This is a genomic window from Rhizobium rhizogenes NBRC 13257, assembly GCF_000696095.1.
Taxonomy (GTDB): Bacteria; Pseudomonadota; Alphaproteobacteria; order Rhizobiales; family Rhizobiaceae; genus Rhizobium; species Rhizobium rhizogenes.
Genome location: NZ_BAYX01000011.1, coordinates 16,740 through 42,393, shown reverse-complemented (window position 1 = coordinate 42,393; position 25,654 = coordinate 16,740). Strand labels below are relative to the sequence as shown.

Below are 25,654 nucleotides of genomic sequence, written 5' to 3'. Positions count from 1 at the left end.
GCAATATTTCGCGCGATGGGAAGGAGCCGCGGCGGCAACGTAGCAATCGTTGTTGCTCTCACCCTCGTGCCGATGCTCCTCGCGGTCGGTGCCAGCTTTGACTATATCCGCGCCTACAACGTTCGCCAGAGCATGCAGAGCGATCTCGACGCGGCGCTGATCGCCGCGGTCAAGAATGTCGACGCCGGTGATACGGATGCCCTCAAGCAAAAGGTGTCCGACTGGTTCCATGCGCAGACGGAGAGTAGCTACTCTCTTGGCGATATCGAAATCGACACGACCAACCATCGCATAACGGCGACGGCGAGCGGCACTGTTCCCACGACCCTGATGAAGCTCGCCAATATCAATACCGTCCCCGTCAGCGTCGCAAGCGCCGTCAAGGGACCGGCATCGTCCTATCTCAACGTCTACATCGTGATCGACAAGTCCCCGTCGATGCTGCTGGCGGCGACGACCGCGGGTCAACAGGCCATGTATAATGGCATCGGATGTCAGTTCGCCTGCCATACCGGCGATTCACACACGATCGGCACCGCGACGTATAGTAACAACTATGCCTATAGCACCGAAAAGAAAATCAAGCTGCGCGCCGATGTTGCCGTCGATGCCGTTCATGAAGTGATCGACATGATCAGCGCTTCCGACACCAATCACGAGCGGATCAAGGTCGGACTCTATAGCTTGGGTGATACGATCACGGAAGTTTTGGCGCCAACCCTGGATACCACTGCCGCTGGTAAGCGCGTGGATTCGGACCTTACAAGCGCAACCTCGACGACCTATACCTATTTTGATGTCTCTCTGGCGGCGCTGAAGAATAAGGTCGGAACGGGCGGGGATGGTTCTTCTTCGGCGACGCCACTCAAATTAGTGCTCCTGCTGACCGATGGCGTCCAATCACAGCGCGAATGGGTAACCAGTGGCGCGAAATATCAGCCGAAGGTGGCGCCGCTAAATCCGGCCTGGTGCGACTACATAAAAAAACAGTCCGCCACCATGGCTGTTCTCTATACCGAGTATCTGCCGATCACCACCGATTGGGGCTACAACGCAACCGTTGGCTCGACCATGGCGAGCGCCAATTGGAAAAGCACCTGGGGCGGCACGATGGATAGTGGTGTGTCCAGCAGCATCACGCGGCGGGACTACATTCCTTATGCGCTTTCGGATTGCGCCTCCTCAAAGAGCCTGTTCATGTCGGCGTCGTCGGCTACGGAGATTACCACTGGCCTGTCGGCACTCTTCACACAATATCTCGCCTCCGTTCGGCTGACTCAATGATGCGAGCAAGGCCCTTTGCATCGTTCCGCCGCCTCCTCGCTGACCGGAAAGGCGTAGCCGCGATCGAGTTCGCGCTCCTGGCCCTGCCGCTGTTCATGCTGATCTTCGCGATCATCGAGATATCGGTGATGTTTTTCGTGAATTCAGCAATGGACGCATCGGTTCAAAAGATTTCCCGAATGATACGCACCGGAGAGGTTGCTTCGTCCAAGATCAGCCAGGCCGATTTCAAGGCCAAAATCTGCGACGATATGCTCCTGGCGTTCAGTTGTTCCAGCAATCTCCTGGTCAAGGTCGACATACTCTCCGATCTGTCGTCGGCCACCAGTGCCAATCCCATCAATGCCAGTGGTAATCTTGCCGTGACCGAGACATATAATATCGGCAAGGGCAGCGACTTCGTTCTGGTTCAGGCATTCTTGCCCTGGGATGCCGTCGTCAACTTCTTCACCTTTTCCAGCAACAAGATGGCCGACGGTCGCTATCTGCTCGGGTCCTCCGTTCTGTTCCGCAACGAGCCCTTCTGATGATGAAACGGAGCTTGCCCATCTACCGGTTTCCCGCATTCTGCTTTCGCCGTCTGGCGCGTGACCGGTCCGGCACTTCGGGTGTGGAATTCGCAATCGTCCTGCCGATCCTGCTGCTCCTGCTTGTCGGAACCGTCGATCTCGGCCATGCGCTGACCGTCAGCCGGAAGATCGATGAGATCGCCTCCACCACGGGCGACATGATTTCGCAGCAAGGAACCTGGACGAAATCCGACGTCGCCAAACTTCTTTCCGGAGCAAGCTTCATCCTGCAGCCCTATGACACCACAGGGCTGACGATCACGGTCGCGGTGGATGACATCAGCAAAAGCGGCAACGCCACGGTCAACTGGTCTGCCGCGCTCAATACGTCTGCCTTGACCTATGGGGCGGCAACGCCGATCGACGTCCCCTCGCAGATCAAGGAAACGGGCGTACAGGTCGTGCTGACCCGCGTGCAATACACATTGACGACACCCGTCTCGGCGCTATTTGCAAGCTTTACCGGAACGAACGGTTACAGTTTCGACCGCCACTTCTTCAATCGGCCGAGGGCCGGGAACACGATCACCTATAAATAGCTAAAGGTCTTTCGTCGTAGCTTCAACCGGCTTCGGCACCCTCGGCACGGATCCATTGGCGGAATTCGGCGACGGCGGCTTTTTCGGAAAAATCCGGGCTGGTCAGGATGTGGTAGCTCTCGCCACTTTGTATCTCGATATTGAAAGGGCGGATCAATCGTCCGGTCTTGAGGTCGTTTTCGACAAGCATGTGGTTGGCGAGCGCAATTCCCTGGCCCTGTACAGCGGCATCCAGCAACAGGCCGGCATCGTTGAAATAGAGCGTCTCATCGAAATTGACGCTGCCGACGCCGGCGGTTGCGAACCAGGTGGCCCAGAGGCTGGAATTCATGTTCTGCAGCAGGGTATGGTGGGCAAGATCGCCGGGGCTGACGATCGGAGGCCCTTCGCGCAGGACGGAGGGGCTGCAGACCGGGAACAGCTTGTCGGGGCCGAGCCTTTCCACCCTTGCACCCTGCCAGTCGCCGCGCCCCCAGCGAATGGCGACATCGATATCCTGGCGATCGAAATTCACCGTGTCGTTGGAGGCGAGCAGTGTTACCTTGATCTGCGGATTGAGCTGCATGAAACGCTTCAGTCGGGGCACCAGCCAGCGTGAGGCAATTGCCGGCGGCGCGTTGATGCATAGCACCGTCGGCGCCATGGGGTCGACGATGCGCTCGCAGGCGCGGGCGAGCAGGGCAAGCGATTCATGCACGGCGCTTGCAAGCTGGGTGCCCTCGCGTGTCAGCTCGACCCGACGCGGCAGCCGACGAAACAGCCGCACATCCAACAGATCCTCGATCTGGCGTATCTGCTGGCTGACCGCCGATTGCGTCACGCAAAGCTCGTCGGCGGCAGCCGTGAAGCTGCCGTGACGCGCGGCCGCCTCGAAAACGCGAAACAGGTTGAGCGGCGGCAGTCGATTCATGCGGCGCCCCGAACCTCCGGATGGCTGGCAGTCCTGCGGTGCGGTCGGCACCGCCTCATTCGTGGCGATCTCGATCGCCTCTCCCAGCACGTTGGTTCCGAAGGGGCGTTCGTTCATGCAGCGTCCCTTAACGTCGTGTTGCGCAGTTCCACCAGACCCTCGAGCTGGGGGATGACCTCGCAGCCGAAACGCTCGATGGAGGCGAGCGTTTCCCGCCGCCCAATGCCGGCAAAACCCATGAAGCAGGAAAGATGCGTCGGCTTGAGCGCCTCGATTTCCCCGGCAAGTTTTTCCGCGCAATAGCTTGCCGGTCCGATAACGGCATTGTCGAGGAAATCGTCAAGCGGCGGCTCATCGTTGAGCGGCATCAGACGCAGGAACGGGCCGTCGCGCGTAGGGTCGGCCGTCGAAAGCGGCACGGCCGCCCGGGCGAGGTCGCGCACGCACTGCGCCGCATGGCGCGCATCGTCGCGGTCTTCTGTGACGTAGACATAACGCTGCACGGCGAGCGGCATTGTGTCCGGGTTGCCTCCGGCGTCGGTCCAGCTCGCGGCAATCCTGTCTTTGAAACTCCGCGCCGCGTTCAGGCCGCGATGACCGAAGCTCATGAACGGCGTGTGATTGCCCCTGACCATGCGCGCAATCGGATCGGGGTGGCTGGTTGCGACGAAGACGTCCGGCATGGCGAGGCCGAAGGGGCGCATGGAGAGTTCGGTGCGAGGGATGGAGAAGTGCCGGCCGCTGAATTCGACGACGCCGGCGGTGAGCCCCTGTTCGAGGATCGTCCAGGCTTCGAGCATGATCGAATGCCGTTCTTCCGGCTGCACGCGAAACCGCTCGAATTCGTGCGGCTGGTAGCCGCAACCCAGTCCGAGCACGAGCCGCCCATGCGTCAGGAGATCGGTGAAGGCTGCCTCCTGCACCAGGCGCAGCGGATCGTAGAAAGGCAGAGCGAGCACGGCGGGCGCCAGCCGGATCTGCTTGGTCTCGGCGGCGCAATGGGCAACCATGAGCATGGAGGAGGGGCAGATCGAATGATTGGTGAAATGGTGCTCGGCAAACCATGCGACATCGAAGCCGAAATCCTCGGCCATTTTCACCGCGTCAACCGTCGTCTTCACCACGGAAGCCGGTGATGTGTTCCTGTCGTAGAGCCCCATCAGGTTAAAGAGGCCGAGCTTGACCATATTTGTCTCTTTCCCTAGTCCCGACCTGCGTCTCGGCGCGGACGGCATTTGATTTTCTCCGGCATTCGCCAGGTAGCCTAAATGATAGGCATGGATCGGTCGGCCCACAAATTAGCTTATCTAATGTGCACGACAGTACAGCTTCAGTCAGCCTTGTCATAGCGTCTGCGCTTATCGGGTCATGAGAAGAGATCGTTTGCTGATTATCCAAAGACCGGAGACAGTCCCCCATCGACATTCGAAACCGGCAAGGTGAGGCCGGCCAAGCGGGGTATCATGAAAAACCAGACCATGATTGTAACGGGTGGTGGCAGCGGGCTCGGCAGGGCCGTCTCGCTCGGACTTGCGGCGGAAGGCGTGCGTGTCGCGATCATCGACATCGATCCGAAAGCAGCTAACGCGGTAGTTGCCGAAATCGAATCTTCCGGCGGTGCGGCATTCGCGATCATCGGCGATATCACCACCCGCGCCAGTGCCGCCGCGCTCGTCGGCGATGTCGTCGCCAGAGCGGGCCGCGTTCATGGCCTGTGCAACTGTGCCGGCGTCTATCCAAGACGGCCGATCCTCGACATCAGCGACGAGGACTGGGATTTCAGCTTCTCGGTCAATGTGCGCGGCCTCTACGCCGTCTCCGTCGCCGTCATCGCGCATATGAAGGAAAATGGCGGCGGCCGTATCGTCAATGTCGCTTCCATCGACGCTCTGAAGTCCCATCCGAAGAATGCACACTACGCGGCGATGAAGGCAGCGGTGGTCAGCCTGACCAAAAGCCTCGGCGAGGCCTGCGCGCCGGACAATATCCTTATCAACGGCGTGGCACCCGCCGGCATCGCGACGGAAAAGGCGCGCGCGGCGGGCTTTTTGCCGGAGCTTGCGGCCCAGACCGCGATCGGCCGCGCCGCCGAGCCGGAGGATGTCTCCGATGTCATCGTGTTCCTCCTGTCCGAGAAGAACAGGTACATGGTCGGCGAAACCGTCGCCATCAGCGGTGGCTATTTCATCGCCTGATCCATTTCCCCAATCAAAGCAGGGCACTCAACATGCATTTCGGCATTTTCAACCTCATGAGCCTTCGCGACAATCCTGGCGGGATCGGCGGCATCATCGAGGATACGCGCACCATGGTCCGGCTTGCCGAGGATATCGGCTTCGAGATTGCCTGGTTCGCGGAGCACCATTTCACCAATTATTCGATCAGCGTTTCGCCACTGATGGTGGCCGCGCATATGGCGGGGATCACCAGCCGCATCAAGCTCGGCGCCGGTGTCGTCGTGCTGCCGCTCTATCACCCAATGCGCGTGGCGCAGGAGATCGCGCTTCTCGACCAGTTGAGCGGCGGCCGGGCCGTTCTTGGTGTCGGGACCGGATACCAGGCCTATGAATTCGAGCGCTATGGCGCTGCGGTGGCGGAGAAGACCGATATCTTCCTCGAATACTGGAGCATCGTCGAACAGGCGCTGACGGAAGGGCGCGCGGCGCTGAAGGGCCGCTACGTCGACGTGCCGGAAGCCGTTTTCACGGTGCGGCCCCAGCAAAGGCCGATGCCGCCGGTCTATTGCACCTCGCCACATCCGCCGATCTTGAAGGCGCTCGCAAAATGGGGCGGGATCCCATTCGTCACGGCCGGCTGGCGCGGATCGCAAGCGCTTCCCGGCATTACTGAGAAAGTGCGGGAAGCCTGGGTCGCCGGCGGTTTGGATGGCAGATCCATGCCGGTTGCCCTGCAACAGTACGTCCATGTGACCGACAGCAAGGAAGAGGCGCTGGAGGCGGCCGAACGTGCTCGCTGGGTAGGCCGGCTGGTGCATGGACTGCGCAGCAACGTGTTGACGCTAGACGGCTCGCACGTGGTTGCCGCTCCCTTTCCGAACGAGCCGCCGCTTGAGGTCTTCCGCGACAATCTGCTGATCGGCGATGCCCACTATGTCGCTGAAAGGCTGATCGCCGAAATCAGGACGCTCTGGCCCAGCCATTACAATTGCTTCTTCCAGTTCGGCGACATGCCGGTTGCCCGCGCGCGGCGCTCGCTCGAGCGCTTTGGTGCAGAGGTACTGCCGCTTGTCGAGAAGGAGCTGGGTCCGCTCGACAGGATCGGCCGATAGAAGCCGACTATAGACTGCATAGGGAAGGAAACGCCTCGGAAGGACAGACAGGGAATTTCAGCAGATGACGTGAACGCAACGACGCTCACGGGGACAATCGAACCAGAGGGAAACGACATGTTGAAAGAATTCGCAGCAGTGGTGTCGCTTACGACACTGCTCATGACGACCATTGTATCTTCATCTTCCGCCGAAACGCTGGGTCCCGTGACCGACGATATCGGCGTCGTGAAAATCGCCAAGGGAGATCCCATCCTGATTGGCGGCTACACCTCGCAATCGGGCGGCGACACCAACCAGGGTATCGACGAATTGCGCGGGGCGGAAATCGCCATCGCGGATCAGGGCGGCAAGGTGCTGGATTTCCCGGTGAAGCTTCTCGGTGAAGACGCCCAATGCACCGCCGAGGGCGGGCAGACCGCCGCCACCAAGCTTGCCGGCAACAAGCAGATTATCGCCGTTGTCGGCCCGACCTGCTCGAGCGGCGCGCGAGCCGGCCTTCCAATCCTCGCCAATGCCGGGATCCCGAGCGTCGGCATCGGTGCGACCGCTCCGGCATTGACCGCGGCGGATCGCCCGGCCGAGTTCAAGGGTTTCCTGCGCGTCGTGCCGAACGACCTTCTGAGCGCCTCCTTCACTGTCGATTACGCCGTCTCGAAGCTCGGTTTGAAGACGGTCGCCACGATCCATGACGGCAGCCCTTATACCGAACAGCTGGTGAGGGCTTTCGAGAAGGATTTCACCGCCAAGGGCGGTATCGTCGTCGCCAGCGAAGCGATCTCCCCGACCGATACCGACATGCGTCCGGTGCTGACGCGCATCTCTACCAAGAAGCCTGACCTGATCTTCACCCCAGTCTTTACCTCTAGCATCGGCTTCATTCTGCGCCAGCTTCCGGAAGTGCCGGATCTTGCCAAGACGACGGTGATCGGCGGCGAAGGCGTCTTCAGCGCCAATGTTATCGAGGCGGCGGGCAAGGATATTGTCGGCTTTCGTCTTGTGGGACCGTCGACCGAACTCTTCTCGGAACGGTTTCCGGTCTTCGTGAAGAAGTTCAAGGATGAGTATGGCGAAGCGCCCACCGGCGGTTTCAGCGCCTATGGTTATGACGCCACGCTGCTGACGCTGGATGCGATCAAGACGGCGGCGAAAACCGATGCTGAGGGCAATCTCTACATCGGCCGCAAGGCTCTGCACGACGCCATGATGGCCTCGAAGAACGTGCCTGGGCTGACCGGTATGCTCTCATGCAATGCCTATGGCGATTGCAGCGCTGCAACCTATGCTGTGTGGCAATTCGTCAGCGACGATGCCTCATCCTTCGCGCCCGGCGAAAACCCCAAGCGGATCTACCCATGAACGCGCGCGCCGTCTCCGTGACGATCAGCGACGGGATATCGGAATGGCTGCGCAGATCGATTTGGGTCGATCATCTCATGCTCGCCATCCGTATTGCAGTGGCGGTGGTCGTCTTGGTGGGGCTTGCCGGCGGAGTGACCGCCGGCACCTACTCTCTCACCAATTTCGTCTCTTTCGTGGTCTTCGGGCTGACGATCGGTAGTGTCTACGCCCTGATCGCGCTCGGCTACACCATGGTCTACGGGATACTGAGGATGATCAACTTCGCGCATGGCGATGTGATGATGATCGGTTCCTTTGCCGGTCTGTTCGCGGCGCTGGCGCTGGCAGATGCCGGCCTGACCAGTGCCGCGCCGCTTTTGGCGCTGCCCATCGTGCTGGCGGTCGCCATGGGAACCGGGGCGGCGGTGTCCATGACCATCGAGCGTATTGCCTACCGGCCGTTTCTGCACGTCCGCTCGCTCGCGCCGCTGATCTGCGCGATCGGCCTGTCCTTCGTGCTGCAATATGGTGCCCGTGGATTGTTCGGCACCCGCAATCGCGCCTATCCGTCCTTTGGCTGGATGGAGGGAACGGTCAACCTTGCCGGCCTCGTCATCCCCATTCCGCAGATCGTTGCGTTTGTCTTTGCGGCGATCGCGCTCGCCGGCCTGGCCGCCGTGGTTCGCCTCACTCCCCTCGGCAAGGCGATGCGCGCGGTTTCCGAAGATCGCGACGCGGCGGCCCTGGTCGGGATCGATGTCTCCCGCACCATCGTCTTCACTTTTGCGATCGGCGGTGCGATGGCCGGTGTTGCCGGCGTTCTCTACGCGCTGGTCTTCAAGCAGATCACCGTCTTCATCGGCTTTTCGCTCGGCATCAAGGGCTTTGCGGCCGCGATCCTCGGCGGTATCGGCAATCTTGGCGGCGCCATGCTCGGCGGCCTGGTTCTCGGGCTTGCCGAGGCGCTCGGGCCGGCGCTCCTGCTGGAAGGATACGGCCTGCCCGCGCCTTACCAGCTCAAGGATGTGATCGGCTACGGCATGCTGGTGCTCATTCTCATCTTCAGGCCGCAGGGCCTGCTTGGCGAGCGGCTTGCCGCGAAGAGGGCCTGACCCATGTCCTTCAACGTCGTCACTTCATCCTACAGGCTTGTGCGCAAACGCCGGAGCGCGGCGCGAGAAGCCTTGCGCATCGGTGTGCTCGCCGGTCTTTCGGCCGTGGCTTTCGCGCTGATCGGCGCCTATGTCCTCATGGACAAGCGCTTCATCGTCGAAGACACGCTCACCCTCTCGCAGATCGTGCTCGCGGTCACGGCATGCGTCGCCGGCTATTGCGGCGCGAGGGCCGCGGACGAAATCGGCCTATCCAAAGCGCCCAAATTTGCCTGGGGCGCAGTCGCCGGTCTCATCGCCGCCATTTGCCTCATTCTCATGCTGGCCCTGGTCGCGACGACCAATATCCGCACGATCCTGGTGGCTGCTAGTCCTATGCTGTTGAATGCCATGAGCTTCGGTTTCGCGAGGGCATCGTGGCAGTCCTTCGCCGCCATTCTGGCGGGCGCTCTGGTCTTCGCCCTTGCCGGAGCAGGACTAGCTCAACAGGGTAGAAACCTGCGCCGCGCAATCCTGACGGGCCTTGCAACGGCGCTTATCGCTGGACTGTTTCGCGACGTTCTCGTCGCGACGATACAAAATCTTCCGGGCGGCGTCTCGCTTGCTCGCGCGGCATTCGGATCCATGGGGCTCAATCCGCTGGCCTGCGGCGTCCTCATCGTAGCTGCCGCGCTGATGTCCTACATGAGGTCCTTGCGGCCAGCGTCTCCGCGCAACGGCCAATCGCGGCTTGGGCTTGCGGCACTCCTGGTCGCGGTTCTGCTGCTGCCGATGATCACCAGCGATTTCGTGGCGCAGATCGCCATGCTGGTCGCGCTTTACATGCTGATGGGCATGGGGCTCAACATCGAACTCGGGCTTGCCGGCCTTGTCGATCTTGGCTTCGTCGCCTTCTTTGCGGTCGGTGCCTATACGATCGCACTGCTCTGCTCCGACGGACCGCTGGCGATCGCCGACATCTCCTTCTGGCTGGCCATGCCGATTGCGATCGGCTTGGCCGCCACGGCCGGCTTCCTATTCGGTCTGCCGGTGCTGCGCGTGCGCGGCGACTATCTGGCCATGGCCACCCTCGGCCTTGGCGAAATCGTCCGGGTTCTCGTTCTCTCGGACGCCCTGGCGCCGATCCTTGGCGGTTCGCAAGGCGTGATCGGCATCAAGCGGCCCATGCTCGGTGACATCGTGCTGAACCAACCCACCGAGCTCTATTACCTGGCGCTGGCGCTTGCCGCCGTGGTCGCCTTCATTTCCTGGCGGCTTCAGCGCTCGCGCATCGGCAGGGCCTGGCTCGCCCTACGCGAGGATGAGGATGTCGCGCAGGCACTCGGGATCGATCCGGTCGCTTCGAAACTGGTCGCCTATACGGTAGGGGCCGCTTTTGCAGGGGCAGCCGGCGCCGTCTTCGCTGTGCTGATCGGTTCGGTCTTCCCGTCTTCGTTCCAGCTTCTGGTATCGATCAATGTGCTGGCGATCCTCGTCATCGGCGGGCTCGGCAGCCTGCCCGGCGTTCTGGTGGGCGCGGCCGTCTTGATCGGCCTGCCGGAACTTCTGCGTGAGTTCGGCGAATTCCGCTATCTCTTCTATGGTCTGGCGCTCGTTGTGATGATGCATGTCCGTGCCGAGGGGCTGTGGCCGGTTAAGGTTGCTTCCGCCAGAAAGGGGGCCGCCCATGGCTGACGTGGATAAGCTTCTGGAAGTCGACGGCCTCTATAAAAGCTTCGGCGGCCTGCACGCGGTCAACAACGTTCATCTGAGCATTGCCGCCGGCAGCATCCATGCCATCATCGGGCCAAACGGCGCGGGCAAGACTTCGTTATTCAACTGCATCACCGCCTTCGTCAAACCCACCGCCGGGACCATCCATCTTGCCGGCGAGCGGATCGATGGTCTTCCTGCTCATCGCGTGGCGCGATACGGCATTGCCCGTACCTATCAGAACGTCCGGTTGTTTCCGGATATGACGGCGGTGGACAATGTTCTGGTTGGGCTGCATCGCCGGTTGTCCTGCCCGATATGGCAGGCCGTTGTCGGCACGCCGCGATATCGGAGGGAAGAACGCGAGGCGAGAGAGAAGGCCCATGAAATCCTCTCCTTCACGGGCATTGAAAACAGGGCGAACGAGCTTGCCCGGCATCTCTCCTATGGCGACCAGCGGCGGCTGGAAATTGCCCGGGCGATCGTTGCCGGTCCACGGCTTCTGATGCTCGATGAGCCGGCGGCGGGCATGAACCCGTCGGAAGGTGTGGCCCTCGTGGAGCTTATCGAGCGAATCCGGAGCCGGCTCGGTATTACCGTCATCCTGATCGAGCATCACATGAAGGTGGTGATGGCGGTTGCCGAGCGCATCACCGTCGTCGATCGCGGCACAGTGCTGATGGAAGGGACGCCATCGGAAATCCAGGCGGACGAGCGGGTGATATCAGCCTATCTCGGCAGTCGCCGCGTCCGGGCGCCGCAAGCGGACAGGAAGGTGGCCGTCGAATGAAATCCCTCGAAGTCAGAAACCTGACTGTCGCTTATGGTGAGATCGCTGCCGTGCGCGATGCGAGCTTCCGGGTCGCAGCCGGCACCATCGCCACCATCGTCGGCGCGAACGGCGCCGGCAAGACCACGATCCTCAATGCGCTTTGCGGCTTGCGGGATGTGCGATCCGGCTCCGTATTCCTCGACGGGGAGGACATCACGGCACTCCCGCCGCATTTGCGGGTGCGCGAAGGTCTTGCGCAGGTCCCGGAAGGGCGCCGCCTCTTTGGGCGCATGACGGTGTTTGAAAATCTTGAGATCGGCGGCTTCGCACGCAAGGACAAGACGGGACGCAAGCAGGATCTGGACGAAATACTCGAGCTCTTCCCGCGCCTTGCCGAGCGGCGGCGTCAGATTGCCGGCACGCTGTCGGGTGGGGAACAGCAGATGGTTGCGATGGGACGCGCCATGATGACCAAGCCCGGCGTGCTGCTGCTGGACGAGCCGACGATGGGCCTTGCGCCGCAGATCGTCGATACCGTTCTGGATGCGGTGCAGAGCATCAATCGCCAGGGTGTGACGGTGCTGCTGGTGGAACAGAATGCTTACCGTGCGCTCGAGATTGCCGATCATGCCTTCGTGCTGGAGACCGGCGAGGTTACGCTTTCGGGTTCGGGTGAGGAGCTGCTCAACCATTCCCGCGTGCGCAGTGCCTATTTGGGAGAGGAGAAATGAACATGTCATTCGGATCGGCGGCAAATAGCTGTATCGACCCGCCCGTGGCCGCGGACGATTTTCGTGCCGCCATGCGCGAATTCGCCGCCGGCGTCACCGTCGTCACCACGCTTTCGAAGGACGGAAAGCGTGGTTTGACGGCAACCGCCGTCTGTTCGCTTTCCGCCGAACCGTCGACGCTGCTTGCCTGCATCAATCGCAGTTCCGACGGGTACAAGGCGATCTGCGAGAGCGGCTTCTTCTGCGTCAATGTGCTGGCGGCCGAACAAAGCGAGGTCGCCAGCCGCTTTGCCGGACGCGACGGAATTCGTGGCGAAAGACGCTTCGATCTCGGCGATTGGCATAACATGCGGACCGGCGCACCGGCGCTTGCCGATGCGCTTGCGGTCTTCGATTGCCGCACGGCCGGAACTCTCGATTGGGGTAGCCACACCATTTTCATCGGCTCGGTGGTTGCCGCGCGCGTGCAGCCCGGCCGCCCCGGACTGATCTATCGCGCCGGCAGTTTTTACGGCGCATGATCGATTAAATTGAATAGGGAGCTTGACCTCATGACGCGTCTGGATGGGAAAGTGGCAATCATCACCGGCGCCGGGTCCGGCATTGGCCGGGCAATGGCACAGGCCTTCGTGACGGCTGGCGCCCGGGTCTTCGCCGCCGATCTCTGCGCCGAAAGGCTGGAGGAGACGGCGGCGATCATCGACGCACCGGAAAGCTTTGCAACCCACGTTGCGGATGTCAGCAAACCGGAACCGATTGCCGGCATGCTGGCGGCGGTGGAAGCCCGTTTCGGTCCGCCCGAGGTGATTTGCAACAATGCCGGCGTGCTCGACCGCATGGCGCCCGTCGACGAAACTGACGATGCTCTTTGGCAGCATGTGCTTGATGTCAACCTTACCGGCCCGTTCCTGGTCACCCGTGCCGCGCTGTCAGGCATGTTACAGCGTGGCGCCGGCATCTTCGTCAACACCTGCTCCATCGCAAGTTTCCAAGGGGGAAGGGCAGGATTTGCCTATACGGCCACGAAACACGGCGTTCTTGGCCTTACCCGTTCGGTGGCAGCGGCCTATGGCGATCGCGGCATACGCTGCAACGGCATTGCGCCGGGGTCGGTGAAAACCAATATTGCATCGGGCAGCGAACCGTCTCCATCGGGATGGGAGCTGAGAAAGAAGGGGTTGCCGACCCGGCCGCGGCAGGCGACGGGGGACGACATCGCGCCCGTCGCCGTGTTTCTGGCCTCGGAAGATGCCGCCTATATCAACGGAGCCTGCATTGTCGCCGATGCAGGCTGGACAGTCTACTGAAGCGGGAGGGACGATGCCTGTAAAACGTCTGCAGAATACATGGCTGGTCGCAGGAGATGTCGCGGCGACCAGGGATTTCTACGAGCACCTATTGGGGCTGGAGGTAAAATTCGCCGACGGTAGCCGCTGGGTACAGTTTACCGCCGGCGGCACGAATTTTGCCATTGGGGCGATCGAGGAATATCCCGCTGGACTACAAGGCAGCCCATCAGGTGCCATTCCGGTCTTCGAGATCGATGACATGGATGACCGAAGGCAAAAGCTCGCCGCAAGTGGCGTGGAGGTGCTGGAATTCCGCGATATGGGATCGCATGGTCGCGTACTGACCCTTCGCGATCCCGACGGCCATCTCGTTCAACTGTTCGAGAAAGCGCCGCAAGTCTGATAGCGCTCGCCTTTCCGATGTGCTTTCGCCGCCGGCGCTACAGCATCATGCCGCGAGGGCTTTTTCGGCCATCGTCACCCAATAGCTGATGCCATAGGGCAGCACGTCGTCGTTGAAATCGTAAGCCGGATGGTGAAGGCCGGCGGTGTCGCCATTGCCAATGAAGATGAAGGCGCCGGGGCGCGATTCCAGCATGTAGGAGAAGTCCTCCGCTCCCATGCGCGGCGCGGTGTTGGCCTCGATGGCGGAGGTGCCCGCAACCGAGCCCGCGACGCCGATTGCGAATTCCGTTTCGTTGTCGTGATTGACGGTGACCGGATAGCCGCGATGGTAGTTGACGTCCGCCGTCGCGCCATGCGCCATCGCGGTCGCCTGCGCCACTTCCTTGAGGCGCTTTTCGGCGAAGTCGCGCGTTTCGGGAAGAAGCGTGCGCACCGTTCCCGTCAGGGTGACAAAACTCGGAATGACGTTATGGGCCGTGCCGCCATGCGTCGTGGTCACCGAGATGACCAGCGATTTCAGCGGATCCATTCCGCGCGAGACAATCGACTGCAGGGCAATCACCACATGGGCGGATGCCAGCACCGGATCGATCGAGAGATGCGGCGCGGCGGCATGGCTGCCATTGCCGTTGATCGTGATTTCGAAACTGTCGGCAGCGGCCATAAGCGACCCCTTGCGGATCGCAAAACTGCCGACCGGGATGCCGGGCGAATTGTGCATGCCGTAGACTTCACTGATGCTGAACTTGTCCATCATGCCGTCATCGAGCATGGCCAGGGCACCAGCGCCGCCTTCTTCGGCCGGCTGAAAGATCACAGCGACCGAGCCTCTGAAATTGCGGGTCTCCGCTAGATATTGGGCAGCCCCCAGAAGCATGGCTGTGTGACCGTCATGGCCGCAGGAATGCGCCTTGCCGGGCACTTTCGACGCCCATGGTTTGCCGCTGGTTTCGGTGATCGGCAGCGCGTCCATGTCGGCGCGGAAGCCGATCGTCGGCCCGTCACCATGCCTGCCCTTGATGATGCCGACCACGCCGGTCTTGCCGAGGCCGGTTTCCACGACGTCGCAGCCGAATGCTTTCAACTTCTCCGCGACGAAGCTCGATGTCTCATAGACATCGTAGAGCAACTCCGGCGTCTCATGCAAATGGCGGCGCCAGCCGGCGACTTCTTCCTGCATCTCGGCGGCACGGTTCAATATCGGCATTCTCTCGTCCTCGCTCGTCCGGGTCTAGGGGATATGGCGGTATATTGCGCTTCGCAAATCTGATTTTGCAAGCTTCAACTTTCATTCTTGAACGAAAAATAGGCCTGTGCTTAGATGGCTCAAAATTTGAGCATCGCCTTTGACGCGAGTGCCGACAAACGGGAACAATAATAGCGGGCGGCGGCTGGAGAGAATTCCTGCACGCATAAATGGTTGAGTTCTGATTGAAAAGAACTGAGCAATTTCAGGAGGTTATTATTCTGTCGATTTGCGAAGATCCGCTGGTGGTCGCGGATGGCTTGTGCCTGAATCGGTCGGGACGACCAAGGGGTGCAAAGCCCTGTAGGGTCGCCAAACCGATCGCCCAGGTCGCCTTCCGGCGCTGCCGACAGCCTCTGTCGCCCAAAGCCTCTCCGTCTCATTCCATCATGACAAGTGAAATCAGTGAGCGGCGCGATGTCGGCCAGTGGCGGGTCGATGCCATGCTCTCGATTGCGCGAATTCGCGCCCCGACAAGCCATCTTTCGGCGGATGGGCGCATTCGGAACTGAGCCTTCGCGAAGCGGCATATGGGATATGCCGCCTCGATCATTCAACACACAAAAATCACATAGGGGAAATCAAGATGAAGAGACGCAATATCCTTCTTGCCAGCGTGGTTGCGGCATTCGCCATGGCAGGCTCCGCCGCCCATGCGGAACGTGGCAGCGATGGTGAGCTGAAGATCCTGTTCTGGCAGGCTGTTTCGACGCTCAATCCATATCTCTCTGGCGGCACCAAGGAAGTCTACAGCTCGTCCATGGTCATCGAACCGCTGGCCCGCTACGACGAAACGGGCAAGCTCGTTCCGACACTGGTGACGGAGATCCCTACGTTGGAAAATGGCGGCATCTCGGCGGATATGACGAGCATGGTCTGGAAGTTGAAGCCAGGCCTCAAATGGTCTGATGGCACCGACTTCACGGCCGACGACGTGGTGTTCACATGGAAATATTGCACGGCGCCGGATGGCGGTTGCGCGCAGAAGGCGCAGTATGAAGGCATCAAGTCGGTGGAAGCTGTGGATCCGCACACGGTCAAGATGACCTTCACCGAGCCGAAATATTATCCCTATGGCGCTTTCGTCGGCGGCCAGTCGCCTATCATCCAGAAGGCGCAGTTCAAGGATTGCGTCGGTGCCGCAGCACCCGGCTGCACATCCGCCAATTTCGGGCCGATCGGCACCGGCCCCTTTGTCGTCAAGGAGTTCAAGCCGAACGACGTCATAACCTTCACGGCCAACAAGAATTACCGTGATCCGGCCAAGCCTGCCTTCGCCACGGTAACGCTCAAAGGCGGCGGCGATGCGGTATCCGCGGCCCGCGCAGTGCTTGAAACCGGCGAATATGACTATGCCTGGAACATGCAGGTCGAGCCGGAAATCCTCGCAACCATGGTGGCTGCCGGCAAGGGCGAGCTTGTGACGGCCTTCGGATCACAGGTCGAGCGTATCAACATCAACCATTATGCCGTCGACCCGTCGCTCGGCGAAAAGCGCTCGACCAAGGAAGCCGGCCCGCATCCGTCATTGTCGGACCCGGCCGTTCGCCGTGCATTGTCGATGGCGATCGATCGCGACGTTATTAACGAGACCGGTTACGGCGCCGCCGGCAAGCCGACCTGCAATATCGTGCCCGGCCCCGAGGTCTATGCCTCGACGGCGAACGACTGGTGCCTGAAGCCGGATGTCGATGGTGCCAACAAGCTTCTGGACGAGGCCGGCTGGGTCAAGGGTTCGGACGGCATCCGCGCCAAGAACGGTGTGAAGCTCTCCTTCCTCTACCAGACGTCGACCAACTCGGTGCGTCAGGCCACACAGGCGCTCGTCAAGGACATGTGGGCACAGATCGGCGTCGCTGCGGAACTGCGCAATGTCAGCGCCTCCGTCTTCTTCGGCGGCGATCCGGCGAGCCCGGATACGTTCCAGAAATTCTATGCCGACGTGGAAATGTACACCAACAACTTCGATGGCACGGACCCGGAAAAATATCTGGCGGAATGGCTGTGCAACAAGATCCCGGCTCCCGAGAATGGCTGGCAGGGGCAGAACATGCCGCGTTACTGCAATCCGGAATATGACAAGCTCGTCACTGAATTGTCGAAGACGGCCGATCTCGCCAAGCGCGCGGAAATCGCCAAGAAAGCCAATGACATGCTGACGGAAGAGGGGGCTCATATCCCGCTCATCTACCGCGGCCAGGTTTCGGCGCGCTCAGTGACCCTGGATGGCGTCAAGATCAACGGCTGGGATTCCGAACTTTGGAACGTCGCTGACTGGTCCCGCAAGAAGTAAGATGCAGCGATCGCCGGCTCCGTTTTCAGACGGAGCCGGCGTTTTGCGTCGCCTGAAGGTCTGGAGACTTTCCGATGTTTAATTTTACCCTGCGACGGCTATTCTTTGCCGTGCCGACATTGCTCGTTATTAGTTTTGTCATTTTTGCTCTTCTCGACCTCGCGCCCAATAATCCGACCGGCGACCTGCCATTGACGATCCCGCCGGAGGTCCGCGAACAGATCCGCGCAGCGCTTGGTCTCGATCAGCCCTTCCTGATCCGTTATCTCAGATGGCTGCATCAATTCTTCATCAACGAGCCGCTGAATATTCTCGAACAGATCACCGGCTGGCAGTTCGGCGATGGCCACAGATTGCGGGTGCTCTCATGGGCAACACGCAGCCCGGTGGTCGATCTTGTCGTCCAGCGCATGCCGCAAACGCTGTGGGTGGTGGGCCTCTCTTACCTCTTCGGCGTGTTGCTGGCGATTCCGATCGGCGTTCTCTCCGCCTACAAGCAATATTCGATCTTCGACCAGATCGGCACCTTCATTTCCATGGTCGGTTATTCCGTACCGACCTTCTTCACCGGCGTGCTGCTGATCGTCGTCTTCAGCTCCTATCTGCACTGGTTCCCATCGGTCTATGACACTAATCTGCGCGTGACGGACTGGTCCAGCTTCGTGGCACAGGTCAAGCAGATGTTCCTGCCGGTTATGGTGCTGACGCTCTACAACGTCTCGCATATCAGCCGCTTCGTGCGCGCCTCCATGCTCGACAACCTGCATCAGGATTATGTCCGCACCGCGCGCGCTAAAGGCGTCAAGGAAAAGACCGTGCTTCTGGTCCATGTGCTGCGCAACAGCCTGATACCGGTCGTGACCGTCATCGCGCTTGGGGTGCCGACGATTTTCTCCGGCGCCATCATCACCGAGCAGGTCTTTCGGGTGAACGGCCTTGGCCAGCTTTTGATCGTGGCCGTGCAGGGCGGGGATATCCCGATGGTTCAGACCCTGACCTTCATCTTCGCCGTGCTGATCGTTCTCTTCAATCTGATTGCCGACGTGCTCTACGGCATTCTTGACCCGAGGATCCGTTATGACTGACATAACAGCAATCCCGACGACGGCTTTGACCGCGCCGCCACGCTCGATCATGGCTGCCACATGGCGGCAATTCCGGGCTCATAAGGGTGGTTTTGCGGGGCTGATCGTTTTCATATTCATTCTGCTGGTCGTCTATGTCGGCCCGCTCATCCACAGCGTCGATCCGAACAAGATCGACATCCGTGCCAAGAACCAGGGACCCTCCCTCCTTCACCCCTTCGGCACCGATAATCTCGGCCATGACATGCTGGCGCAGGTGATGGCGGGCGGGCGCATCTCGCTGGCGGTCGGCATCACCGCCATGCTGCTGGCGCTTCTGCTCGGAACCTTGGTCGGCGTCCTCTCAGGTTATTTTCGACGCCTCGACGGACCGCTCATGCGCCTGACGGACCTGTTTTTGGCGTTGCCGCTCCTGCCTCTGCTGCTGGTCATCATCATGCTGTTCCGCGACACCCTCCGTGCCTATTTCGGCCCGGAAACCGGAATTTTCATCCTGATTGTCTTCGTGATTGGCGTCACAAGCTGGATGCACACCGCCCGCATCGTACGAGGCGATGTCCTGGCAGTGAAGCGGCTGGAATTCGTCATGGCGGCCAGAAGCAGCGGCATGCGGGAATACCGGATCATCCTGAAGCATATCCTGCCGAACGTCATGAGCTCCATCATGGTGTCGGCAACGCTCGGCATTGCCTCCGCGATCATCACCGAATCCGCGCTGAGCTTTCTGGGTCTCGGCTTCCCGTCGGACTTTCCCACGTGGGGACGTCTGCTTTTCGATGGCGCAAGCTTCCTGCAGCTCACGCCGTCCCGCGTGCTGTGGCCTGGTCTTGCCATTTCGCTGACGGTCCTCAGCGTCAACTATCTCGGCGATGCAGTCCGCGATGCGCTCGATCCGCGCATGCTGAAAAGCTGATGGGGTGAAGACCTTATAGAGGCTGTGTGGAAGCAGCCTCTACCCCCTCGGTGTAAGCAGGGCGTCGAGAATACCGGCGTTTTCTTCCTGTACGACGATGCCCGGATCTTCCGCCACGACGAAAGCCAGGACCTGTTCGATATCGTCGAGATGCTGACGCAATAGCCTGTATGCCTCGTCCTCGTTATGTGCGCGGATGGCCTCGTAGATAGCGCGGTGCTCTTCCACGACCTCGTCGAAATAACCCGACTTCGGATAGGCGCGGCGACGGACGCGGTCGAGCTGGCCGGTGGCGTTGCGGATCGTATGCCAGACATTGGGAAAGCCCGCAGCCCTGCTGACCAACTGATGAAAGGCATTATCGACGGAAAAGGCCTCGTCGTAGTCCTGCCGCTTGGCAGCATCCCCCTGCAGAAACATCAGGAGATCGAAATCCTTGTCGAAGACCGGATCATAGGTCCTGGCGGCGAGGCGGACCATTCGCAGCTCCAGGCTGGAGCGAACGATCTGCCCTTCGATGACGCCGCGAACGGAGATCTTGCTGATGAAGGTGCCGCCGCTCGGAACGACATTGACGAGGCCCTCCTGAGCAAGCCGCAGCACAGCCTCGCGCATGGGGGTTCGGGAGATACCGAGCTTCGCACAGGTCTCCTTTTCGCTCAGCATGGTTCCAGGCTCGAGCGCCATGGTGATGATGGCGTCACGTATGACGTTGTAGGCCCATTGTGCTTTCGGCTGACCGTTGCCGTCAGGCCGTAACTCAGGCCGCTTGATGCGCGCATTCACCCGGAATGATCTCCTCTCCCTGGCATTTTATCCTCCGGCTGGAACCCGGTATGGTCTTTCATACAATGTCTGTAAGCACGCTCTCCAGCGTTTCCAGAAAGATATCGGCGTGTTTGCGCGAAAATGGCAAGGGCGGCCGGATTTTCAGGACGTTTCCATGGATTCCGGCAGCACTGATCAGTACGCGGCGATCGCGAAGTCCGTTGACGACCGCAAGCGCCAGCGCGCTGTCCGGCGTGCGGCTGTCGCGGTCCTTGACGAATTCCAGCCCGAGGAACAGACCCGCACCTCGGACATCGCCGATGCAGGCGAACTTCCCTTGCAGCGTCCGCATGCCGGCAAGCATATGTTCGCCGGTCGTGGCGGCGTTCTCCATCAGCTTCTCGTCGCGGATGATGTCCAGCACGGCGCTGGCCGCGGCGATCGAGACATGATTGGCGCCGAAGGTGTTGAAATAGCGAACATCCTTGCCGAACCGCTCCTGGATCTCAGCCTTCATCACGGCGGCGGCAATCGGCATGCCATTGCCCATCGGCTTGCCCATCACGACAATGTCCGGCACGATCCCGTGGCGCATGAAGCCCCACATATGGGAGCCGGTACGGCCAAAGCCGGGCTGGACCTCATCGGCGATATAAAGCGCACCGGCCTCATGGACCACATCCAGCGTCTTCTGCAGGAAGCCTGCCGGATCGGGCAGGATGCCGTCCGTCGAGAAAATACTGTCGGCGATGAAGGCGGCGGGGCGGATGCCGTGGCGGCGCATGAAGGCGATTGCCTTGCTCACGTCCTCGGCAAGCGCGTCCGCCACATCCCGACCTTCGGCGCGATAGGCATCCGGCGCGGGAACCGTGATGACGTGCGGACCGAGGGGAACGCCCGAGCCTAGCGACGGTGAAATCTCGACGGCGGCGGCGGTGACGCCGTGATAGGCGTTCTCGGTGATGATGATACCCGTTCCGCCGGTATAGTAGCGGGCAATGCGCAGGGCCAGATCGACCGCCTCGCTGCCGGTGCAGGTGTACATTACCCGCTCGATTTCATCCGGGAAGGTGGCCAGCAAGCGCTCGGAATAGTCGAGAATGGTGTCGTCCAGATACCGCGTGTGGGTGTTGAGGACAGCCGCCTGCCTGGCGATCGCCTCCACGACGCGTGGATGGCAATGTCCGACGGAGGGCACGTTGTTGTAGACATCGAGATGCGCCTCGCCATCGGCGTCATAGAGCCACACGCCCTCGGCGCGCACCACATGCAGCGGATTGTCGTAGAACAGCCGGTAGGACGGCCCGAGCAATGCCTGGCGGCGTTCCACCATCCGGCGTTCGCGTTCGGGCAGGGTGGCCAACCTCGATGCGTCGAAACCGTTGATCATGCTGGGAGCAGTCGGTGCGGTTTTGGGCGAGGTCATGGCTTCCGGTTTCCTTGCTGGCAGGCCGCGGCAAGCCGCGCGACGACGGTTTCGGTCGGAATGGCATCGAGGCGGGCGAGCTGTGCCCAGACCGTCGGGGTGTTGCGGACATAGAAATCCCGGTTCTCGGGGAAGAGCCCGGCTCGCCACTGTGGAATGGCAAGGCGCATGACCATGCGGGTGAGGATGGCGGGATAAAGCACTGCAATCTCCTGCTCGGTCAGGCTGATAAGTGTCGAATATTCCGCGAGGAAATCGCAGATCGCTTCGATTGGATTCGCGGCGTCGCCCATCTGGTAGGCCGCCCCGACGGCGACGTCGAACACCCTGGGCGCATGCACCATGTCGCCGAAATCGATGATGCCGCTGACCGTCTCGGGTGTTTTGGAATCGACGAGGATATTTTCCATGTTGAAATCATTATGCACCACCTGCGCGGGGAGCGAGGCCATAACGGGCACGATCTGTTTTTCGAAATTGTCCATTGCCGCTTCCAGCCGGCGGCGTTGCACTGGATCGGAGAAGACCGGCAGCAAATCGCGCATGCCGATGGCGTGCTGCATATCCCATGTGATGCGGTGACCGGCCGCCGGGTGGGTGAAGCTGGAAAGTGCTATCTGCATGCGCGCCAGCAGCCCACCGACATTGCGGCGCTGTCTTGGAGAATGCGGTGCAGCCTTCTGGGCGATGCCCGGCAGGAAGGTCACCATCCGCACGCCGCGTGTGCCACCGTCCGCGTCAGTCATGCGGAAGTCCGCCTCGCCATCCAGCGTGCGGATGATGCGCTGCACGGGGATATCGGGATCGACTGCCTCGACATGCAGCAGCGCCTGGCTGTGCATCGAGGTCATGCCTGGATCTTCGGCGGGATTGAGAACCTTGAAGAGATATTCCTGCCCGTCCGCCAGCATCAGCCGATAATTCGAATCTTTTTCGCCCCACAACCATTCGACACGGCCGTCCAGCCCGTATTTGTCACGGGCGATGGCTTCGGCTTGATCGGCGGGCACGGCCGCCGCGCCCGTTTTCAGTTCGGCACCGATATCGGCATCGCGGGTGGAACTGCTTAACATGGGTTTCCTCTGTTTTCTTGTGCGTTCTGGGTCAGGCGCGGATGCCCCACATCCGCGCCTGACCGGCCTTCCTCTCCACGATCATGAAGGGGAAGTTTGTCTGCTGAAATACCACTACAGCGCGCGGGGTGCCGAAGGGAGGTTTTCGGGAAAGGCCGCCTGATAGGCGGCGGCGAGTTTCAGCACGATATCGTCGCGGTAGCGCGGGCCGACGAATTGCAGCCCGATTGGCAGACTGTCCGCGTCGAAGCCGCAGGGAACCGAAACGGCCGGCTGTCCCGTCATGTTGAAGGGATAGGTGAAGGGTGACCAATCCGACCAATCCTTGCCTTCGACGCCGCCAGGGAAATCGACACCGGCCTCGATCGCCGTCGTCGGCATGGTGGGCAGCATCAGCGCATCATATGTCTCATGGAACCGCGCCATTCTCACCTTGAGATCAGCACGCACCTGTTCCGCGATCACGTAGTCGATCGCGGTCAAGGCGCTGCCCTTGGCGTGAATGCGCAGAAGGCCGGGGTCCATCAACTTCTTCTGTTCCTCGGTCGGATTGGCAAGATCCACCGTCCGCGCTTCCGCCGCATACCAGAGGGCCAGCAGCGCGTCCTGCGGATTGGAGAAACCGGGGTCGATCTCCTCGACAATGGCGCCCATCTCGGCCAGGCGGGATGCCGCCCGCTCGATCGCAGCGGCGACATCCGGCTGGACTTGGGCATAGCCAAGATTGCGGCTGTAGCCGATCTTCAGCCCTTTGAGGTCGGCGCCTTTTATGGCCTGCTGCCAGTCCGGAACGGGCGTGGGGCAGTAGCCATACATGGCATCGGCTGTCGGACCGGTGGTGGCGTTGAGGAACAGCGCGGCGTCCTCGACGGTGCGCGTCAGCGGGCCGCGATGGGCAAGCTCGAACAGCGGCGAGGGCGTATCGGACGGTATCCAGCCATAGGTCGGCTTGATGCCGAAGACGCCGCAGAAAGATGCGGGAATGCGGATCGATCCGGCACCGTCGGAGCCCTCATGCAGCACGCCCATATTGAGCGCGGCAGCAACCGCCGCGCCGCCCGATGACCCACCGGAGGCACGATCGGTACGCCATGGATTGAGTGTATTGCCGAATGCCGGGCCGTGGGTGACGCCCTTCCAGCCGAATTCCGGCGAGGTGGTGGTGCCGAGAATGGTGACGCCGGCGCCGCGCAGGCGCTTCATGATCAGGAATTCCTTGTCGGAAGGTTCCTTCGAGCCGAGCGCCGAGCCGCGCCGCCATGGAATGCCCTTGACGGGTGTAAGCTCCTTGATGGTTGTCGGAGCGCCATCAATGGGGCTGAGCGGTTCGCCTTTCTGCCAACGAGCTTCCGATTCCCTGGCGGCTGCCAGAGCCATCTCCGGCACGACATAGGCAAAGGCATTGACCGACGGATTGAAGCGCTCGATACGTTCGAGCGAAGCCTTGGCTGCTTCCACTGGGGAAGCTCGTCCGGATGCGAAAAGTGCGGAGAGTTCCGCTGCACTCATTTCGCCGAGATCTGTTTTGACCGCTGTATCCATGACTATCAAATCTCCATCAGGCTCTTGTCTTTTCGACCGTGTCGAGCGCGCGGCCGACGGCATTGAACATATCGTCGATCTGCTCGGCGGTAATGATCAGTGGCGGGCAGAAGCAAAGCGCTTCGCCGATGTTGCGTGAGATCACACCCTCTTCCTCAAGGGCCGCCGAAACGGCCGCGGCCGCATCGCCAGGCTTGGCGTCGCTCCATGGTTTGATCTCCAGCGCGCCGATCAGCCCGACGCCACGTGACGAATGCGCCAATGGGTGTTTTGCAAGCTCCGCAAGCCGGCCGAGAAATTTCTCCTCAAGCCGCGCGGCATTGCCGACGAGATCGCGCTCCTGAATGATCTTCAAGTTTTCAAGACCGACCGCCGTCGCAACCGGATGACCCGACGCCGTGAAGCCATGGCCGAACACGCCGATGCGCTCGGATTCGTCGGCAATCGGCTGATAGAAGGCGTCGTTCATGATGATCGCCGAAAGCGGCATGTAGGACGACGAGATCTGCTTCGAAACGATCAGCACGTCCGGCTTGATATTGTAGGTCTCACAGGCAAACATCTTGCCGGTGCGGCCGAAGCCGCAGATCACCTCGTCGGCGACCAGCAGGATATCGTATTTCTTCAGGATCGCCTGAACACCTTCCCAGTAGCCGGCCGGAGGAACCAGAACGCCGCCGGCACCCATAACGGGTTCGCCCCAGAAGGCGGCGATGGTCTCGGGGCCTTCCTTGAGGATCAATTCCTCCAGATCGTTCAGGATGCGCGCTGTGAAATCGGCTTCGCTTTCGCCGTCCTTACCGAAGTGCACATAGGAGGGGCAGGATGTATGGACCATCCGGTCGAGCGGCAGGTCGAAGCTTTCGTGGTTGCGCGGCAGGCCGGTGATCGAGGCGGCGGCGATCGTGACGCCATGATAGCCCTTGATGCGGCCGATGATCTTCTTCTTGTCCTTGTTGCCGAGCGCGTTGGAGCGATACCACACCATCTTGCAGGCGAGATCGTTGGCCTCCGAACCGGAGGAGGTGAAGTGAACCTTTGACATCGGCACCGGCGCGATCTTGATGAGCAGTTCGGCAAGGTCGATGGAAGGGCCGTGCGTCTTATAGGAGAAGGTATGGTAGTAGGGCAGCTTCTCCATCTGGGCCTTGGCGACGTCTGCCAGGCGCTTCTCGCCGAAGCCGAGCGCCACCGACCACAGCCCTGCCATGCCCTCGATGTAGCGTTTGCCGTTATTATCGGTGACATAGATGCCGTCGCCGGATTCGATCACCAGACCGCCGGTTTTTTCATATTTGCGCAGATTGACGTTGGGATGCATCTGATAGGCGATGTCCCTGCCTTCGATGGAATTGGACACGATACGCATGTGCAG

At 60.9% G+C, this 25,654-nt stretch carries 25 protein-coding genes; 16 read left to right on the top strand and 9 right to left on the bottom strand.

What is annotated here, in order from left to right; translation table 11 throughout:
• Window positions 1-15: 15 nt before the first annotated feature.
• The 3 genes from RRH01S_RS22985 to RRH01S_RS22975 are packed head-to-tail and all read left to right on the top strand — an operon-like array spanning window position 16 to window position 2,392.
• On the top strand, window positions 16-1,284 hold the full coding sequence (locus tag RRH01S_RS22985; protein WP_042474326.1) for a TadE/TadG family type IV pilus assembly protein: 1,269 nt from the start codon (window positions 16-18) through the stop codon (window positions 1,282-1,284).
• Window positions 1,281-1,811 carry a TadE/TadG family type IV pilus assembly protein gene (locus RRH01S_RS22980; RefSeq protein ID WP_015917735.1) on the top strand — a complete coding sequence of 177 codons (531 nt, stop codon included), beginning with the start codon at window positions 1,281-1,283 and terminating at the stop codon, window positions 1,809-1,811. Before RRH01S_RS22985 ends, RRH01S_RS22980 begins: the two co-directional genes overlap by 4 nt.
• Entirely contained in the window at window positions 1,811-2,392 is a 582-nt protein-coding gene (locus RRH01S_RS22975) for a TadE/TadG family type IV pilus assembly protein (protein ID WP_034516140.1), read from the top strand. The genes RRH01S_RS22980 and RRH01S_RS22975 overlap by 1 nt, the downstream gene beginning before the upstream one ends.
• Window positions 2,393-2,414: 22 nt before the next feature.
• On the opposite strand, the gene gcvA is transcribed toward RRH01S_RS22975, so the two are convergent.
• Both gcvA and RRH01S_RS22965 read right to left on the bottom strand, forming a co-directional pair.
• Window positions 2,415-3,419 (bottom strand): transcriptional regulator GcvA, encoded by a 1,005-nt coding sequence (gene gcvA / locus RRH01S_RS22970; RefSeq protein WP_015917733.1) that lies wholly within the window; start codon window positions 3,417-3,419, stop codon window positions 2,415-2,417.
• Window positions 3,416-4,489: an LLM class flavin-dependent oxidoreductase gene (locus RRH01S_RS22965; RefSeq protein ID WP_034516142.1), complete on the bottom strand. Its 1,074-nt coding sequence runs from the start codon at window positions 4,487-4,489 to the stop codon at window positions 3,416-3,418. The genes gcvA and RRH01S_RS22965 overlap by 4 nt, the downstream gene beginning before the upstream one ends.
• Before the next feature lie 276 nt (window positions 4,490-4,765).
• On the opposite strand from RRH01S_RS22965, the gene RRH01S_RS22960 reads away from it, so the two are divergent.
• From RRH01S_RS22960 to RRH01S_RS22915, 10 genes are all read left to right on the top strand, one after another.
• On the top strand, window positions 4,766-5,497 hold the full coding sequence (locus RRH01S_RS22960; RefSeq protein ID WP_015917731.1) for an SDR family NAD(P)-dependent oxidoreductase: 732 nt from the start codon (window positions 4,766-4,768) through the stop codon (window positions 5,495-5,497).
• A 32-nt stretch (window positions 5,498-5,529) separates the two neighbouring features.
• Entirely contained in the window at window positions 5,530-6,591 is a 1,062-nt protein-coding gene (locus tag RRH01S_RS22955) for an LLM class flavin-dependent oxidoreductase (RefSeq protein WP_015917730.1), read from the top strand.
• A gap of 117 nt (window positions 6,592-6,708) precedes the next feature.
• A complete protein-coding gene (locus tag RRH01S_RS22950; protein WP_015917729.1) occupies window positions 6,709-7,950 on the top strand; it encodes a branched-chain amino acid ABC transporter substrate-binding protein in 1,242 nt (413 codons plus the stop codon).
• Window positions 7,947-9,044: a branched-chain amino acid ABC transporter permease gene (locus RRH01S_RS22945; RefSeq protein WP_007691559.1), complete on the top strand. Its 1,098-nt coding sequence runs from the start codon at window positions 7,947-7,949 to the stop codon at window positions 9,042-9,044. Before RRH01S_RS22950 ends, RRH01S_RS22945 begins: the two co-directional genes overlap by 4 nt.
• 3 nt (window positions 9,045-9,047) lie before the next feature.
• Window positions 9,048-10,718 carry a branched-chain amino acid ABC transporter permease gene (locus RRH01S_RS22940; protein ID WP_034516144.1) on the top strand — a complete coding sequence of 557 codons (1,671 nt, stop codon included), beginning with the start codon at window positions 9,048-9,050 and terminating at the stop codon, window positions 10,716-10,718.
• Window positions 10,711-11,526, top strand: a complete 816-nt coding sequence (locus RRH01S_RS22935; RefSeq protein WP_034516146.1) for an ABC transporter ATP-binding protein — start codon at window positions 10,711-10,713, stop codon at window positions 11,524-11,526. Before RRH01S_RS22940 ends, RRH01S_RS22935 begins: the two co-directional genes overlap by 8 nt.
• Window positions 11,523-12,239, top strand: a complete 717-nt coding sequence (locus RRH01S_RS22930) for an ABC transporter ATP-binding protein (protein WP_015917726.1) — start codon at window positions 11,523-11,525, stop codon at window positions 12,237-12,239. The genes RRH01S_RS22935 and RRH01S_RS22930 overlap by 4 nt, the downstream gene beginning before the upstream one ends.
• A 2-nt stretch (window positions 12,240-12,241) precedes the next feature.
• A complete protein-coding gene (locus RRH01S_RS22925) occupies window positions 12,242-12,760 on the top strand; it encodes a flavin reductase family protein (protein ID WP_007691551.1) in 519 nt (172 codons plus the stop codon).
• 30 nt (window positions 12,761-12,790) lie between these two features.
• A complete protein-coding gene (locus RRH01S_RS22920) occupies window positions 12,791-13,546 on the top strand; it encodes an SDR family NAD(P)-dependent oxidoreductase (RefSeq protein ID WP_015917724.1) in 756 nt (251 codons plus the stop codon).
• 13 nt (window positions 13,547-13,559) lie between these two features.
• Entirely contained in the window at window positions 13,560-13,931 is a 372-nt protein-coding gene (locus RRH01S_RS22915) for a VOC family protein (RefSeq protein WP_015917723.1), read from the top strand.
• 45 nt (window positions 13,932-13,976) lie between these two features.
• Here RRH01S_RS22915 and RRH01S_RS22910 read toward each other — a convergent pair whose 3' ends face one another.
• Together RRH01S_RS22910 and RRH01S_RS34205 are read right to left on the bottom strand one after the other, a co-directional pair.
• Window positions 13,977-15,140, bottom strand: coding sequence for a M20 aminoacylase family protein (locus RRH01S_RS22910; RefSeq protein WP_034516151.1), 1,164 nt, complete (start codon window positions 15,138-15,140; stop codon window positions 13,977-13,979).
• 119 nt (window positions 15,141-15,259) lie between these two features.
• Window positions 15,260-15,709, bottom strand: a complete 450-nt coding sequence (locus RRH01S_RS34205) for a hypothetical protein (RefSeq protein WP_131596074.1) — start codon at window positions 15,707-15,709, stop codon at window positions 15,260-15,262.
• 56 nt (window positions 15,710-15,765) lie between these two features.
• Between RRH01S_RS34205 and RRH01S_RS22905 the strand changes: the two genes are divergently transcribed.
• From RRH01S_RS22905 to RRH01S_RS22895, 3 genes are all read left to right on the top strand, one after another.
• Window positions 15,766-17,472, top strand: a complete 1,707-nt coding sequence (locus tag RRH01S_RS22905) for a peptide ABC transporter substrate-binding protein (RefSeq protein ID WP_007691542.1) — start codon at window positions 15,766-15,768, stop codon at window positions 17,470-17,472.
• 74 nt (window positions 17,473-17,546) lie between these two features.
• Window positions 17,547-18,557 carry an ABC transporter permease gene (locus RRH01S_RS22900; RefSeq protein WP_007691539.1) on the top strand — a complete coding sequence of 337 codons (1,011 nt, stop codon included), beginning with the start codon at window positions 17,547-17,549 and terminating at the stop codon, window positions 18,555-18,557.
• Window positions 18,550-19,470, top strand: coding sequence for an ABC transporter permease (locus RRH01S_RS22895; protein ID WP_034516155.1), 921 nt, complete (start codon window positions 18,550-18,552; stop codon window positions 19,468-19,470). Before RRH01S_RS22900 ends, RRH01S_RS22895 begins: the two co-directional genes overlap by 8 nt.
• A 39-nt stretch (window positions 19,471-19,509) precedes the next feature.
• Here RRH01S_RS22895 and RRH01S_RS22890 read toward each other — a convergent pair whose 3' ends face one another.
• The 5 genes from RRH01S_RS22890 to RRH01S_RS22870 all read right to left on the bottom strand — a co-directional run bounded on the left by RRH01S_RS22890 (window position 19,510) and on the right by RRH01S_RS22870 (window position 25,648).
• Window positions 19,510-20,256, bottom strand: a complete 747-nt coding sequence (locus tag RRH01S_RS22890; protein WP_007691532.1) for a GntR family transcriptional regulator — start codon at window positions 20,254-20,256, stop codon at window positions 19,510-19,512.
• 58 nt (window positions 20,257-20,314) lie between these two features.
• On the bottom strand, window positions 20,315-21,664 hold the full coding sequence (locus RRH01S_RS22885) for an aspartate aminotransferase family protein (RefSeq protein WP_110924651.1): 1,350 nt from the start codon (window positions 21,662-21,664) through the stop codon (window positions 20,315-20,317).
• Window positions 21,661-22,737: a phosphotransferase gene (locus RRH01S_RS22880; protein ID WP_052365227.1), complete on the bottom strand. Its 1,077-nt coding sequence runs from the start codon at window positions 22,735-22,737 to the stop codon at window positions 21,661-21,663. Before RRH01S_RS22880 ends, RRH01S_RS22885 begins: the two co-directional genes overlap by 4 nt.
• A 114-nt stretch (window positions 22,738-22,851) precedes the next feature.
• Complete coding sequence (locus tag RRH01S_RS22875) at window positions 22,852-24,279, bottom strand: amidase (RefSeq protein WP_015917717.1); 1,428 nt, start codon at window positions 24,277-24,279, stop codon at window positions 22,852-22,854.
• A 16-nt stretch (window positions 24,280-24,295) separates the two neighbouring features.
• Window positions 24,296-25,648, bottom strand: a complete 1,353-nt coding sequence (locus RRH01S_RS22870; protein ID WP_042474323.1) for an aspartate aminotransferase family protein — start codon at window positions 25,646-25,648, stop codon at window positions 24,296-24,298.
• Window positions 25,649-25,654: the final 6 nt, after the last annotated feature.